Below are 13,047 nucleotides of genomic sequence, written 5' to 3'. Positions count from 1 at the left end.
GTTTTGCAGGTACGGCAAGGGGTGCGCTAGGGTTAACAGGCCGACGCGGGGTGGAGCAGCTCGGTAGCTCGCTGGGCTCATAACCCAGAGGTCGCAGGTTCAAATCCTGTCCCCGCTACTCAGGGAAAACGCCCTTCCAGAGATCATCTGGGAGGGCGTTTTCGTACCCATTTGCTAACGGCGCTGCTAACGGTCATCCTCTTCGCCGCTCTCGCCCAAGATCAGGTCAGCGATGGTGCCGGCTGCCTCGCGGTCGATGCCGGGCAGGGCGTGGGAGTACACGCTGAGGGTGAAGCCGACCGACGCGTGGCCGAGCCGCTGGCTGACGATCTTCGGGTTGACGCTGGCCTTGAGCGAGGCGGTCGCGTAGCTGTGGCGGATGTCGTGCAGGCGGATGTGGGGAAGCCCACAGCGCGCCGAGAGCCGGTTGAAGCGCTGCCGAATCACGTCCGGATGCACCGGCCGTCCGTCCTCCCAGGTGAAGACCCGGTCGGTGTCGCGGTAGTCGGTCTTGAAGAAGGCCCGCTCGCCTCGCTGCCGGCTGAGGAAGTCGCGCAGCGCCGCCACGGTGGCCGGGTCGAGGGAGAGGAGCCGGGGCGCGTTGTCGGACTTGCCGTCGCCGTCCTCGGCCCGCCCGTTGACCACCACGCGCGTTTCTTCCACGGCCAGGGTCGCCGCGGTCAGGTCGACCGCCGACCAGTGCAGCCCGCACAGCTCCGCGCGGCGTAGGCCCGTGGTCGCGGCGAGGAGGAAGAGCGCGTAGAACCGGTCCGCCTGGACGAATCGCAGGAACGTCCCCAGTTGCTCCGGAGTCCACACAGTGGGCCGCCGCCGACCGGGCTTCGGAGCGTTGGCGGAGGCAGCGACGTTCTCGACCACGTATCGCCATTTGGCGGCGTCCGCGAGCGCCTTGTGCAGCATGACGTGGACGTTGCGGACCGTCTTGGGAGCCAGGCCCGGAGTGCGCCCCTTCGGTACCTGCCCGGTCCGGAAGCGCCGCAGCGCTGCCCGAGCCGCGTGGATGGTGGCCCCGGTGGTCGACGCGAGCCGGCGGGGTGTGGGCTCCTTGCCTGCCTCGCGGCCCTGGCGCCACAGCTCGTACATCGCTGACACGGTGTCGACCTTCACCCGCCCCTTGGTCAGGAGGTGGTCATAGAACGCCTGGAGCTGCGGCGCGGTGAGCTGCTGGAGCTTCACCGGGCCGAGCACCGGCACGACGTAGGAGTCCACGTAGACCTTCCAGTTGGCCCACGTGGTGGGCTTCGTCGCGCTCTTGATCGCTGGCAGCCACTCGTCCACGAGGTAGCCGCCGACCGTCCGGCGGGACGGGGCGACGTGCCGGCCCTCCTCGGCCCGCTTCATCGCCTCGCGGCACGCCGACCACGCCTCGCGCTCGGTGGCGAAGCCGCCCTTCGTCACCTGGGCACGCTTGCCGGAAAGCGGGTCGGGCGGACCGTCGAAGACGTACGTGAAGGTCTTGCCCCGCCGGTACACGTGGCCTTTCATGCTGCCTCCACCATGTCGAAGAGCTTGTCGGTGACGACGTAGACCCGGCCGCCCAGGCGCCGGACGGGCAGGTCTCCGCTCGCGGCCAGCCGGTAGGCCGCGGATCGTGAGATGCCGAGGAGTTGCGCCGCGCGAGGGACCGCCAGGAGCATGGGCAGCCCGGCGCGCGAGTAGGTCAACTCCGCTTTGTCCAAGGTGGAACCCCTTCCGGTCATGCGGCTTGCGTCGCTGCTTCGTGGGCAGTTGCCGAAAGCCGTTGTCTGGCTTGGTGCAGCTCTGTTCGCCATCGGATGCGTGCGGAGACCGCGCGCAGGATCCGATGTTCGAGCGGTGGGATGTCCGGGTCGTCGGGCCGTGCCAGCTCGAAGGAGTACCGGTCATCTTGTGGCTGTTCCTCGGTGTCGGCCAGGCCGCCGCCGAGGATGGCGCGGATCCACGCCCGGTTGTCCGCGCGATGGTCGGCGAGGGTCTTGCCGGACCATTGCCGCGAGACGAGCACTCGGCGTCCGGTGAAGCCGAGGGTGGCCCGCTGGTGGACTTTGCCGGAACAGCGCCCGGGTGTCAGGCCGGCCTTGACGCCGTCTGGCTGGATTCCGTAGAGGAGCCAGTTGGCGCACGTTGGTGAGCACGGGAGAGTGGCTAGCTCGGCGTGGAGCCGGTCGAAGTGCGCGCGCTGCGCGTCGGACTGCGGCGTCGCATGCTCGGTCAGGTCTTTGGTGACGTACTTCGTCACGTAGCGGATGGCGCGTTCGGTGTCCTTGCCGCCAGCCTCGATGCCTCGCGCGTCGATCCGGCCGAGGCGGGCGACGTAGGCCGGTTCCGCGTCGGCCTCTTCCAGGTCGTCCAGCGCCTCGCCCCATGTGCGTAGAGGCTGTTTGGTGCGTGGGTCGACGTAGGCGCTCTGGTCGGTGTCCCAGACCGGCGGCCGGTCCACTGTGTACTTCGGTCGGTCGAAGGCTGGCCACCACACTTGGTGGTAGGTCGCGGCCGCTACCTGCTTGAGCAGGCGGCGGGGCAGGGTGCCGCGGATGGCGAAGTGTGCGTGCGGTGCGAGGCGGCGTTGCAGCTCGACCGCGCCGGCGTATTGGACGTTCCATCCGGCGGCGCGGCGTAGGTTTTGCCACCAGCGGTCGAGGACGCGGGCGAAGTGGATGGCGTCGAGCGCGGCCCGCCGGTAGTCGTAGGTGTTGGGGTCGATGGGAGTGCCGAGCACGTCGTCTCGTTGGTTGTGTCGTTGTCCGCATTCGCAGGGCAGGATGTAGGCGCCGCGCCGGATGTGTTGGTGTACCGGTCCGCGGGAGTCGAGGGTGAGCGTGACCAGCATCGAGGGCCGGTGCGTCTTGCCGGTCCTGCTCGTGTAGACCCGGCCCACGGTCCGGTTGTCGACCGGGAGGCGGGGCAGGTCCGGGGAGTCTTGCCGCCGCTTGGTGGAGCGTTTGCGGCGTGGCCGGTGGGCGTCCCGGTCGCGTGGGGTGAGGTTGCCGCGCAGGTTGGATTGGGCCAGGTGTTCGTCAATCTCCGTGATGGCGCCGTCGAGGTCGGCGAGCTGTGCGGCCCGCTCGTCGGGTGCCATCGGTTCGTAGGCGAGCTGTTCGCGGGCGAACTCCAGGTGTGCCCGGTAGCGGATCAGTTCCAACACCTCGCCCGTGGGCCGGTCGGGTTGGATGGTGGGTTCGTCGGCCAGGTGCCAGCCTTCGCGGATTTGTTGGATGCGTAGGCGGCGGTTGCGTTCGGCGCAGGGCTTGCATTTGGCGGCCAGCCGCGCCCCGCACGGCACTTCCACGACCTCGGTCAGCCCGGTGTGCGTGTCCGTGCGCCTTAGCGCGAGGGGACGGGTACAGACGCCGTGTTGTTCGGCGAGCAGTCGCAGTGCGTCTTTGGCGAGGGGTTGGCGCATGCGGGCGGCGCGGGAGCCGGGTCGTGGGTCGACGGGGTGCGGGTTGGTCACTGGTCACCTCCGGCCGAGGTTCCGTTGCGAGAGGGGAAGCCGGTCACCGGCACGAGCGCCGACCGCCCGACGTGGCGGATCTGCCGCAGCAGGTCTGATGCGGTGCTGTTGCCGATGCGCAGCGCGGCCCGGAGTTCGTCGCGGGTGATTGGCCGTCCGGTCGTGGTCTGGTGTTCGTTGGCGATTTGGCGGGCGGTTTGGATGAGGTCGACGGTGACGCCGTCCTGGTCGTCCTCGGTGTTGACCTGCACCGGTACGGGCTCGGGACGGTCGCCGTCCTGGTCCGTCCTGTCGGGCTCTGGTGTGGATGGTGGGGCTGGGACGGTGAGGACGAGTTTGGACAGGCCGAGGAACGCCAGCGCCGGCACGGCCGATAGCAGCCAGCCGGATAGGCCGGGTTTGGCGACCGCGAGTTGCGCCGCCAGGGACAGGCACACGGCGGCGATGAGTAGGAACATCGGGTAGCCGATGGGGCCGCCGGTCCGACGTCGCCTTCGGATGGTCAGGAGTGCGGCGAGGGGGATGAGTTCGGAGATGGCGGCGTTGGCCCAGCCGAACCAGTCCCCGGTGCCGGTGGGTGAGTTGTGCATGGTCCAGTCGTGCACGTGGGTGAAGGACGCCGCCCCGGCCAGCCCGCCGACTACCAGGAGGATGAGGACCAGGACCACGCCCTCGATCCGCTCGGCCCTCATGCCGCACCTCCCGCCCGTGCGTAGTCGCGGACGAGTTGGGCGATGTCGGTGTCGGTGAGGTAGGAGAACCGCACCCGGACCGGTTCCCGCACTCCATCGAGCGCGATGTAGCCGACGCCGGGAGTGGTTTCGGGGATGTGGTCGCAGAGGGCGCCGCGGTTGCGGGCGCCGTCGCCGAGGACCATGTCGACCTGTTCCTTCTCTGTGAGGCGTAGGCCGATGCGGGTGGGGAACAGGTCCCGGAACGGCAGTACCTCTTTGCGGGGGTCCTGGAGGGCGGCGATGACGTGGACGCCGACCGCTCGCCCTTGGGACAGCAGGAGGCCGAGGGCTTCGCGGATGCGTTCTTTGACCTTCCGGTCCGTGATGTAGGCGGTGAGCGCGGCCAGCTCGTCCACGACGAGGACGATCGTCGGATCACCGGGCGTCGGAACGTGTTGGCGGGTGATGCCGCGTAGGCGTGCGGCGCGTTGGCGCATGCGTTTGACGGCTTCTTCCAGGACGCCGGCCATGGTGTCGGGGTCTTCGTAGGCGAACCGGGCGAACAGTGGTTGTCCGGCGGCGAGTTCCATGCCGCCTTTGGGGTCGAAGACCCACAGCTCCACCAGCCCGGTCCGGATGCCGTCGGCGAGGGCTCGGATGAGGGACCAGATGACTGAGCCCTTGCCCGAGTTCGTCGCCCCCGCGATGAGCAGCTGTGAACCGGTCAGCCGCAGCCGGTAGATCTCCCCGTCCTCCCGAACGCCGAGGGGCAGGGCGGCGAAGTCCGGCATGGCCGCGATCGGTAGCGGCGCAACAAGGGCGGCGAGCGGGTCGCGTCGCAGGAACCGCAGTGTGACCCGGTCTGGTTTGCTGGTCGCGTAGGCCCGTCCGTCCCGGAGCCGGAACGTGTAGGCGAGCCGAGGTGCGGCTGTTGCCCAGTCGTCGGGGATCTGGCCGGGGAGCAGTCGCACGGTGACCTCGTCGCCGTAGCGGCTGGAGCGGACGCGGCCGAGGCGGGGGATGTATCGGTCGCTGTCGAAGACGGTTGCCAGGCCGCAGGTGGCCATAGCGGCCGCCCAGCGCCGCCGGTAGACCCACAGCCTGCGCCACCGGCCCACGAGTGGGTGCCAGCCGAACCGCAGCCACGACGCGGGGTGCAGCCGCCACCAGGCCAGACAGCCGCCCGTGATGCCGAGGACCAGACCGCCCAGGACCAAGCCGCCATACTCGGCCCAAACCCACAACGCCACACCGATCGGCACGGTCAGCCACCAGTAGCGCACCGCCACCACGACGAGGCGGGCCACGCCCCGGACGATCCAGAACAGCAGCAGGAGCCAGCCAGGAACCCGCCACATCGGTACCCGGACGTTGAGTGGTGCGGTCGGGATCTTGTCCCCGGGAATGACGTTGATCAGCGGCATCAGCGGCCACCACCCGAGCCGTCACTGCTGGCTGGCAGCAGCGGGAGCTGTTCTGTCGCACTGGCCCGCCGTGCCTGCCGACGACGGACCGACGCAGACGCCCGGTGGGCGGGCCGCCGGTCGTGTCGTGGTGCGGGGACGTGGCCGGTCATGGTGGGCAGCCACTGGCCCCGGCCGAGCACGGCCCGTAGGTCGGTCGGGTCGGTGACGTGCGGCGTGATGACCGCCGGGTCCAGGTGGCGCAGCCGCACGACGGTGCGGGCCAGGGTCGCTGCGGCGGCGGCGATCTCGACCAGGGCGGCGACTCGGAGCACGTCGCCCGGGCAGCCCGTGTACAGCTCCCGGGCGGCCAGGATGCCCGGCGCCGCGAGCCGATGCACGGTCGTGATGCGAGGTCGGGTCACAGCACCCACCACCCCGGCCGGGCGAGCGTGCGCCGGCAGGTCTTGCACGCCATGTGTTGCAGGTCGAACCGGCGGGGCTTGACCCAACGCCGGCAGTGCGGGCAACGAATCTCATCCACCAGCACCGGCCGCGACCGGCGGAACAGACGGGGAAGGCACCTCATGACCGGCCCTCCCGCAGTGCAGCAGCGCGCTGCCGGGCGATCCCGGCCAGCTCGACGGCTTCCGCCGACAGATGGCCATCCGTGTTCGCGATGCGCTGGAACAGGTCGGCTTTGCGGTCGAACCAGGCGGCCCGCTCGCCGTCCGAGGAGTTGAGGCCGGGCATCGTCCGCAGCAGTGCGGACAACTCAGCGGCGAACGAGGCCATCACGACCACCCCTCGTCGGTGGCGAGCCGGACGCCGTAGGCGGGGGTGGCGATGGTGGTGCACGCGTCGCAGATGGTGGCGTGCGGTGGCATCGCGACCAGGTCGTCGCAGACCTCGCAGTGCCGCCACACCTCCCCACGACCCGTCGACGGCCGGAGCAGGTGGATTACGGTGGGCACAACAGCCCTCCCTTCCAAGCGAGGGGAACAGGGTTGGGGCGGGGCGGGCCGGCTTCTTGGCGGAGGAAGACCCGCCCCGCGACTTGGATTTGCGATCACGCAACCGGCGCCGACACGGCAGCCGGCAGAACGGCGGTGGCGCGCAGTGAGTACGCCATCCGCGCCTTGCACGAACCCGTGGACTTGCACCGCTGCGAGTCCACATAGGGCGTCAACGTCAGCCCGTCGAACGCGACCGACGGCGGATACCCCGGCACCGTGGACGTGGGCAGCACCGGACGATGCGGCGCGATCACCTTGACCTTGACCTCGGTCGACCGGCCGAACCGGCCCGCCTCCGGGTCCAGATCCATCACCCGCACGACCCAGACCCGCTCACCGGAGTCCTTGTCCCGCGCCTGATCATCCGCCTGACCACGCCGGTCGAAGTCCAACTGCGCGTCGACGCCGAGGCCGAGCGCGCCGTGCGGGAAGACGTAGTCGAACGGGACCGGAACCTTCAACGACAGAGGAACCACTAGCTTCTCCTCACATGCAACCAAGACACAACCTGTTGTGCTTATAAGCTACGTCGGCTTGTAAACACAGGCGAGGAGAAGATAGACAAACTTCAGATAGCGCAAACCATCAATGCCCGACCGCAGGGTCAGGGCAACGGGTAGGTGTCCTCGATCTCGTGCCGCGAACCCGGCATGACAATCTGCGAGGCCAAGATCGGCTCCCCGGACGCCTGATGCAGGGTCACCGTCACCAACAGGACGGCCTCACCCGCCTCCACCGCCAGGACGTCGGCCTCCTCGGTGGTGACGGTGCGGGCGGTCAAGTGCTCGGTGGCGTAGTCCGCCCGCAACTGCTTGAGCCGTCCGATGTGCTCGGTCAATGTCCCCGCGATCGGCTCCGGCTTCGTGACCGCCGTACCTACCGCGATCTCGACTGGGACGAACGTGGAGACCAGGTCGACCGGCCCGAACTGTGACACCGTCCGGCGCCGCCGCTCATACACCGGCGTACCTTCTGGGATCGCCAGCGCCGCCGCGATCCGCGCCGACGCGAGGACGGGGCCGACGTGCAGGATTTCCACCTGCACCGTCTCGTCCAACTCCATCGCATCCTGCGCGTACTGCGGCGCACCCCGGCCCGCCGGTGGGCGGCCGCGGACGAAGGAGCCCTTGCCCTGCTGGGACTCGATCCACCCGTCCTGCTTCAAGATGCCGAGGGCTTTGAGGACGGTGGGGCGGGAGACACCGAACTCGGTACACAGTTGCGACTCTGACGGCAGCGCCGCCCCCGGCTGGTAGGCGCCGGACTCGATCCGCTCCCGCAGCGTGTTCAACACCCGCAGATACTTCGGCGTCGGCACCTCATACCCGGCCACAGGCCACCACCCAGCAACATCAGTGATCACATGTCAACACAGGAGCGTAGTGCCTGTGAGCATGAGCCAACAAGACCGGGTCACCCCGGACATGAGTCTGCCGCCGCCCCACGGTGTGCTGCTCCTGACAGGAGTGCATCGGGGCGGCGGCAGACCGGTCTTGACGGACCGTGGCCGGCTACTGGCCGGGTTCGGCCGGTGGTGGTGTGTGGGTGGTGGCGTAGCGGACGCCGGCATAGAACGCCTGGTACTGGTTGATCAGCACCTCGGCCAAGTCCTCACACTGGGCCGGGTCGATCTGGATGGCGTGCTTGTCGCAGTAGGCGGCGATCGCTTGCGCGCCCGCGGTCACCGCGGCCCGAGTGGCATCGGAGTCGAACGGGAGCGTCGGCATCAGACGGCCACCGTCTCCCGCTCCCGCCGCCCGGACGGCTGGGCAGCGTGGCCGGGCGGGTTGTCGTCGCTGGTCCGGGTGGCGGCGTGGCGGATCAGCTCCGCTGAGTCCGGCTCGCTCAGCGCCCGCTCGCCGAGCTTGTCGAACGTCTTGACGTACCGTTCGGCATCGACGTCCTCCAGGATCAGATGTCCGCCCAACTGCTCCACCAGCGCCGCCGCCGGATAGGGGCGGGGCATCTTGCAGACCGTGAACGCACTGTCCAAGCCACCGTGCAGCCCCACCCCGGTACGGAGGATGCGGACCTTGACGTGGGGACGTTCGACCGCCCGAAGCAGATGCTCCAACTGCGCCTCCAGCACCGCCCGGCCGCCGACCGGGCGGGACAACACCGACTCCTCCACGATCGCCGTCAACCGGGTGGGCGGCCTCTCATCCAACACAAGCTGATGGTCCATCAGCCGGCGTACCTGCTGGTCGACCTGGCTCGCGCTCAAGTCGCTGTGGCGGAGGATCGCCTCGGCGTAGTCCCGGGTTCGCAGCAACTCCGGAACCAGCCCCGTGGCGTAGACGCACAGTTCCTCAGCCCGCGACCGAACCCAGGCGTGATCGATGCCCACCCAGTCGTCGCCGGGCACACTCTGGCGGTTGCCGTAGGCGGGCTCCCACAGGTTGATCCGCCACGCGTTTGTCGCCAACTCGACCAGCTCTGCCCGCGCCCGCTCGTCATAGACGCCGTAGACGTCCAGAAGTGCGATCACGTGATCGCGGCGAAACGGCCACTCTGCCCGCTCGTATCTAGCGAGGGTGGAAAACTCCACACCCAGATACGAGGCGATGTACTTCAACGTCAACCCGCGATCCTCGCGCAGCTTACGCATCCGCGCACCCAACATCTGGGAGCGCAACGAGAACTGGAAATGCTCCCGTTTCGTCGGCACCTTGCACCTCCTCCTCAAGCCCGGAACGGCACGCGCCCAGGCACTCTCACCGGTTTGAGACGCCAGGGCGGGCGAGGCAACATCGCGGCAGCCGAAGCCCTCCAGTGTCCGGCCCACCGTTTGACACCCGCCCCGGCGCCAGCTCACGACCCAACCGACGCCCGACCAGAACCCGAGCAGTCCATACAGGACCGCCGCGACACCACCCGCCCACCGCACGACAGCGCCAACGCCCGCAGCTCGACGCGGTGGGTTACGAACTTCCATCCCTTGCCACGGCAGGCCAGGCAGTCTGTAAGAACGGCTCCCGCTTGGGTCATGCGCACCACTTAAGACGACCCAGCGTTACGACTTCACCACGCAGATTGGACATCTACGGACGTCCTGTCGTACATTAAGACGTCCCTAGATGTCCCCGGAGGATGTCGTGCCGAACGAGCGGTTGCGCGACGCGATGCTGAGGAACCGGCTCACACCAACGGACCTTGCCGAGGTCGCCGGGGTCGATCCCAAGACCGCCGAACGGTGGATCACGCAGGATCGTATTCCGTACCCACGATATCGGCACGCCCTTGCGGACCGCCTCGGCGAGAGCCAGTCATACCTATGGCCGCAGGTTGTGTCGACCGGACGGGCCGCCGAAGCATCACAATCAGAGTTGGTGCAGCTCTACCCGCGCCGATCGATGGTTCCCATCGATCTATGGAAGCGGTTACTGACCGGCGCCAGCAAGCAGATTTCGATCCTGGTGTACGCCGGCCTGTTTCTGCCCGAGCAGCACCCCCGCCTCGTCGAGATCCTCACCGAACGGACTCGCGCCGGGGCGACTCTAAAGATCCTCGTCGGCGATCCCGCGTCGGTCGGGGTCGCCACCAGAGGCGCGGATGAAGGCATCGGAGACGCCATACCCGCCAAGATAAACAACGTCCTCGCCTGGTACGAGAAGCTCCGTGGCGTTGAGCGAGCGACGGTTGCCCTTCACAGCACAACGCTCTATAACTCTATCTACCGATTCGATGACGAGATGCTCGTCAACACGCACGTCTATGGAAACCCCGCCGCCCACGCGCCAACCCTCCACCTGCGCCGGTTAAGTGGCGGTGACCTGTTCGACCTCTACGTCGAGAGTTTCGACCGAGTTTGGTCCAAGGCCAAGCCGCTGTGGCAGATAACGGAGGACCCCGCCGACCGTGGCTAGGACCGAGTATTTCCACGACCCAGACGCGCCAACCCCAAACCGGATCGTCGTGGCCGCAACTGCGTTCGTGCTCGATGAGGATGGGCGAGTGCTGTTGATCCGGCGCAGCGATAACGGCCTTTGGGCATTGCCTGGCGGCGCTCAGGACATCGGTGAGTCGATCGCTCAAACCGTCGTCCGCGAGACTTACGAGGAGACCGGCATCACGGTTGAGGTGGCGGGCATTGTCGGAATCTACAGCGACCCAAACCACGTCATCGCCTACAGCGACGGCGAGGTACGCCAACAGTTTTCGATCTGCTTCCGTGCCCGCTATCACTCCGGTGAGCCTACGCGGAGCAGCGAAACGCCCGAGGTCGCCTGGATAGCCCGAGCGGAGCTTGAGGCGCTTGATATCCATCCGTCCATGCGGCTACGCGTCGATCACGGATACGCCGACCTCGATCAGCCTTACATCGGCTAGTCGCGATCTGCCTCAGCCAGCCGCTTCGCTGTCCGTTGCACCGCCCCGACGATTTGGGGCTGTGCTCGGTCGATGAACCGCGTCACCAACGCGTCCGGCCCATAGCGTGCCCTGATCTCGTCCAAGCGATCCAGCACGTTCAGGTCCTGGCCGTCCGGCCCAGTTGTGGCATCGCAGTACCACAAGGCATCCGCAGTGGCCGACTCCTCGCATTCGAACTCCGCAGCCAACTCTTCCGCTAGCCCGCGTTCGTCCGCCTCCAGCAGTGCACACGTGTGATGAGCTACCAGGCAAGCGACCCGGTCGTCCAGACCTCGCGACCGCAGCCACCGGGCACCATCGAGCGGATGGAACCCGGTGCCAGCCAGCGGCGCCGCATAGCCGACGTCGTGCAGCCAGGCAGCCGCCACCAAGACGTCCCGATCGGACTCCTCTAGAACGACGGACACCTGCGCGGCCTTCGCGCCAACGGCCTGAACGTGACTCCAGCGCCGAGGCAGCTCCTCAGCGAGTAACGCACCCGCCAAACCTCTCGCCTCCGTAACAAGGTCCACGCCGCCAGCGTACGGGCAAGGTGGAAGCTCGCCACCCCGCATTGGATCCTCGGCACCAACAGATCTACCCAACCAACGTGAGCCCGCCCACCCGTAGCCGTCGCGCCTACGCCGCCCGTGCCGACCACCGGCGGTGAGAACCTTCTGTACGTCTTCAAGTCGGCCCGCTCCGCGGGCCGCTCGCGCCGCCGACCAGGGGCCGACCACAAGGGTCGCCGCTCGGGGACCCCGCCGCCCCCTAGCTATCGCTGGCCGGGGGCGGCACCCCGGCGGTGATAGCCCCGCCGGCGGCGCGATGACCCACATGACAAGGAGCCCCCGGGCCGCCTTGAGAACAGGCAAGCACACGGGGCAGAAGAACAAAGAGGACCGGCCTGCGGCCGGACTCACCACAAAGAAGATGCCTCCGGCGGGGGATCTCCGACTCCAGGATGTTGGAAGATCCATCCCGCCCACCGACGACCCAGGCAGAGCCGAGCAGACCAGGGCGAGGGCGCCAAGGTCGTTCGTCCGGTAGGGCGCTCCACCTTGTCGCCCTCGCCCTGGTCCGCTCCCCGGTAGGTGGGTCGACGGCAGCCGGGATGGGGCCAGCTTTCTGCTTCAACTTGAGCTGATCACTGCGGCAACAGCTCCAGCAAGACCACCGCCGATTGCGCCAAGTATCGTCGCTAGAATAAGCAGCCTATTATCGATAGAAGTAGTCATCTGCTTTATCGCGTCCGTAATAGGTGTGGTGTTTAGTCGATGAAGGGCTGCAACGTCAGCAGCATAGTCACGCTTTAGTAGCGGCTGTAAGCCGGCGTAATTACCTTCAAGCCCGACCAGGCTGTCATGGCTGGCTTTCGAGAGAACGTCCATATTCGCAAGGTTAAGCCAGGCTTCCGCGACAAGTGCTCGGGTCTCCCGCCGCCATCCTCTATTGTGCCATAGAGCTTTTGGGCGCTTCCTTGGCTTAAGGGTAGCTATACGAGAATGCGTGTAGTTATGGTGAAGCATATGAGCCGACAGTTCGCGCACATGGGCATCAATATTCATTAGACGTCGTGTCGAGTTCTTGAACTCGGCAAAAGAACGTAAGGCGATTCGAACGGCAAAACCCGCCTCTTGCACGCCGTCCCGTAGGTCAAGGATACTCGGAACACGCAACCGCACGACCCCGTAGTCGACCTGCTCAAGTACGTCATCATCACTTGCCTCGGCATCTTCCTCAACTACGAGCGTCGTGTGCAACAGTTGGTAGTCGCACCCCGGACTGCATGATTGTATGTAGGTTCCAAACCCGGCATTCGCGGCAGCGTCATTGAGCACTTCAAGAACGACGTGTCCCGCCGAGATTGGCACCCAATCATAGTCATCTTGCTCCCATCCAATTAGGGCTGAAATTCCGTCCCATTCAACTGCATAGGTGTCGGTCGGAGTATCTTTCGACCCATGGATGACCGGCTGATTCTTTACGGGAACCCGGATGGTGGCTCTTATGGAGCTACCAATCGCATATGCGTTTAGCGCGTCTGACCCGTCGGTTAGCGAGGAACTGTTTGAATGCATCGGGTAAAAGACCACGGCCCCGGCGTTGTTCCGGGTTGAGGTGTTCTGTCCAGGTTGAGGACCGGACAG

16 protein-coding genes and 1 tRNA gene are annotated in these 13,047 nt (G+C 67.0%); 3 read left to right on the top strand and 14 right to left on the bottom strand.

Annotation, left to right across the window (positions count from 1 at the left end):
- The first annotated feature begins 44 nt into the window (after positions 1-44).
- Positions 45-118: transfer RNA gene (locus ACFFIA_RS01145), tRNA-Met, on the top strand.
- A gap of 68 nt (positions 119-186) precedes the next feature.
- On the opposite strand, the gene ACFFIA_RS01140 is transcribed toward ACFFIA_RS01145, so the two are convergent.
- The 12 genes from ACFFIA_RS01140 to ACFFIA_RS01085 form a co-directional block, all read right to left on the bottom strand.
- Entirely contained in the window at positions 187-1,506 is a 1,320-nt protein-coding gene (locus ACFFIA_RS01140; protein ID WP_377243899.1) for a tyrosine-type recombinase/integrase, read from the bottom strand.
- Complete coding sequence (locus ACFFIA_RS01135; protein WP_377243896.1) at positions 1,503-1,700, bottom strand: helix-turn-helix domain-containing protein; 198 nt, start codon at positions 1,698-1,700, stop codon at positions 1,503-1,505. The genes ACFFIA_RS01140 and ACFFIA_RS01135 overlap by 4 nt, the downstream gene beginning before the upstream one ends.
- A gap of 17 nt (positions 1,701-1,717) precedes the next feature.
- Entirely contained in the window at positions 1,718-3,403 is a 1,686-nt protein-coding gene (locus tag ACFFIA_RS01130; RefSeq protein ID WP_377245615.1) for a replication initiator, read from the bottom strand.
- A gap of 47 nt (positions 3,404-3,450) precedes the next feature.
- Entirely contained in the window at positions 3,451-4,146 is a 696-nt protein-coding gene (locus tag ACFFIA_RS01125; protein WP_377243893.1) for a DUF2637 domain-containing protein, read from the bottom strand.
- Positions 4,143-5,552, bottom strand: a complete 1,410-nt coding sequence (locus ACFFIA_RS01120) for an FtsK/SpoIIIE domain-containing protein (protein WP_377243890.1) — start codon at positions 5,550-5,552, stop codon at positions 4,143-4,145. Before ACFFIA_RS01120 ends, ACFFIA_RS01125 begins: the two co-directional genes overlap by 4 nt.
- Positions 5,552-5,956 carry a hypothetical protein gene (locus ACFFIA_RS01115; RefSeq protein ID WP_377243887.1) on the bottom strand — a complete coding sequence of 135 codons (405 nt, stop codon included), beginning with the start codon at positions 5,954-5,956 and terminating at the stop codon, positions 5,552-5,554. The genes ACFFIA_RS01120 and ACFFIA_RS01115 overlap by 1 nt, the downstream gene beginning before the upstream one ends.
- A gap of 160 nt (positions 5,957-6,116) precedes the next feature.
- Complete coding sequence (locus tag ACFFIA_RS01110; RefSeq protein ID WP_377243884.1) at positions 6,117-6,326, bottom strand: AMED_5909 family protein; 210 nt, start codon at positions 6,324-6,326, stop codon at positions 6,117-6,119.
- Positions 6,326-6,505 carry a hypothetical protein gene (locus ACFFIA_RS01105; protein ID WP_377243881.1) on the bottom strand — a complete coding sequence of 60 codons (180 nt, stop codon included), beginning with the start codon at positions 6,503-6,505 and terminating at the stop codon, positions 6,326-6,328. Before ACFFIA_RS01105 ends, ACFFIA_RS01110 begins: the two co-directional genes overlap by 1 nt.
- Before the next feature lie 95 nt (positions 6,506-6,600).
- Positions 6,601-7,023: a hypothetical protein gene (locus ACFFIA_RS01100; RefSeq protein WP_377243878.1), complete on the bottom strand. Its 423-nt coding sequence runs from the start codon at positions 7,021-7,023 to the stop codon at positions 6,601-6,603.
- Between the two features lie 128 nt (positions 7,024-7,151).
- Positions 7,152-7,880 carry a GntR family transcriptional regulator gene (locus tag ACFFIA_RS01095; RefSeq protein WP_377243875.1) on the bottom strand — a complete coding sequence of 243 codons (729 nt, stop codon included), beginning with the start codon at positions 7,878-7,880 and terminating at the stop codon, positions 7,152-7,154.
- A gap of 178 nt (positions 7,881-8,058) precedes the next feature.
- Positions 8,059-8,274 carry a hypothetical protein gene (locus ACFFIA_RS01090; protein WP_377243872.1) on the bottom strand — a complete coding sequence of 72 codons (216 nt, stop codon included), beginning with the start codon at positions 8,272-8,274 and terminating at the stop codon, positions 8,059-8,061.
- The gene (locus ACFFIA_RS01085; RefSeq protein ID WP_377243869.1) at positions 8,274-9,332 is read right to left on the bottom strand and encodes a helix-turn-helix domain-containing protein; all 1,059 of its coding nucleotides are present in this window, start codon (positions 9,330-9,332) and stop codon (positions 8,274-8,276) included. Before ACFFIA_RS01085 ends, ACFFIA_RS01090 begins: the two co-directional genes overlap by 1 nt.
- 292 nt (positions 9,333-9,624) lie before the next feature.
- Between ACFFIA_RS01085 and ACFFIA_RS01080 the strand changes: the two genes are divergently transcribed.
- Together ACFFIA_RS01080 and ACFFIA_RS01075 are read left to right on the top strand one after the other, a co-directional pair.
- Positions 9,625-10,413: a helix-turn-helix domain-containing protein gene (locus ACFFIA_RS01080; protein ID WP_377243866.1), complete on the top strand. Its 789-nt coding sequence runs from the start codon at positions 9,625-9,627 to the stop codon at positions 10,411-10,413.
- On the top strand, positions 10,406-10,876 hold the full coding sequence (locus ACFFIA_RS01075; RefSeq protein WP_377243863.1) for an NUDIX hydrolase: 471 nt from the start codon (positions 10,406-10,408) through the stop codon (positions 10,874-10,876). Before ACFFIA_RS01080 ends, ACFFIA_RS01075 begins: the two co-directional genes overlap by 8 nt.
- On the opposite strand, the gene ACFFIA_RS01070 is transcribed toward ACFFIA_RS01075, so the two are convergent.
- Positions 10,873-11,430: an HD domain-containing protein gene (locus ACFFIA_RS01070; RefSeq protein WP_377243861.1), complete on the bottom strand. Its 558-nt coding sequence runs from the start codon at positions 11,428-11,430 to the stop codon at positions 10,873-10,875. The two genes, ACFFIA_RS01075 and ACFFIA_RS01070, sit on opposite strands and share 4 nt — an antisense overlap.
- Positions 11,431-12,030: 600 nt before the next feature.
- A partial coding sequence (locus tag ACFFIA_RS01065; RefSeq protein ID WP_377243858.1) for a hypothetical protein occupies positions 12,031-13,047 on the bottom strand: 1,017 nt, incomplete at its 5' end.

Source organism: Phytohabitans kaempferiae (assembly GCF_042433955.1).
Taxonomy (GTDB): domain Bacteria; phylum Actinomycetota; class Actinomycetes; order Mycobacteriales; family Micromonosporaceae; genus Phytohabitans; species Phytohabitans kaempferiae.
The sequence above is the reverse complement of the archived record's forward strand: the minus strand, read 5'-3'. Positions and strand labels throughout refer to the sequence as shown.

What these genes read in the sequence shown, in the direction of transcription:
- ACFFIA_RS01140 (WP_377243899.1), bottom strand. Translation starts at nt 1,506, where the DNA reads ATGAAAGGCCACGTGTACCGGCGGGGCAAGACCTTCACGTACGTCTTC.
- ACFFIA_RS01130 (WP_377245615.1), bottom strand. Translation starts at nt 3,403, where the DNA reads ATGCGCCAACCCCTCGCCAAAGACGCACTGCGACTGCTCGCCGAACAA.
- ACFFIA_RS01125 (WP_377243893.1), bottom strand. Translation starts at nt 4,146, where the DNA reads ATGAGGGCCGAGCGGATCGAGGGCGTGGTCCTGGTCCTCATCCTCCTG.
- ACFFIA_RS01120 (WP_377243890.1), bottom strand. Translation starts at nt 5,552, where the DNA reads ATGCCGCTGATCAACGTCATTCCCGGGGACAAGATCCCGACCGCACCA.
- ACFFIA_RS01110 (WP_377243884.1), bottom strand. Translation starts at nt 6,326, where the DNA reads ATGGCCTCGTTCGCCGCTGAGTTGTCCGCACTGCTGCGGACGATGCCC.
- ACFFIA_RS01090 (WP_377243872.1), bottom strand. Translation starts at nt 8,274, where the DNA reads ATGCCGACGCTCCCGTTCGACTCCGATGCCACTCGGGCCGCGGTGACC.
- ACFFIA_RS01080 (WP_377243866.1), top strand. Translation starts at nt 9,625, where the DNA reads ATGTCCCCGGAGGATGTCGTGCCGAACGAGCGGTTGCGCGACGCGATG.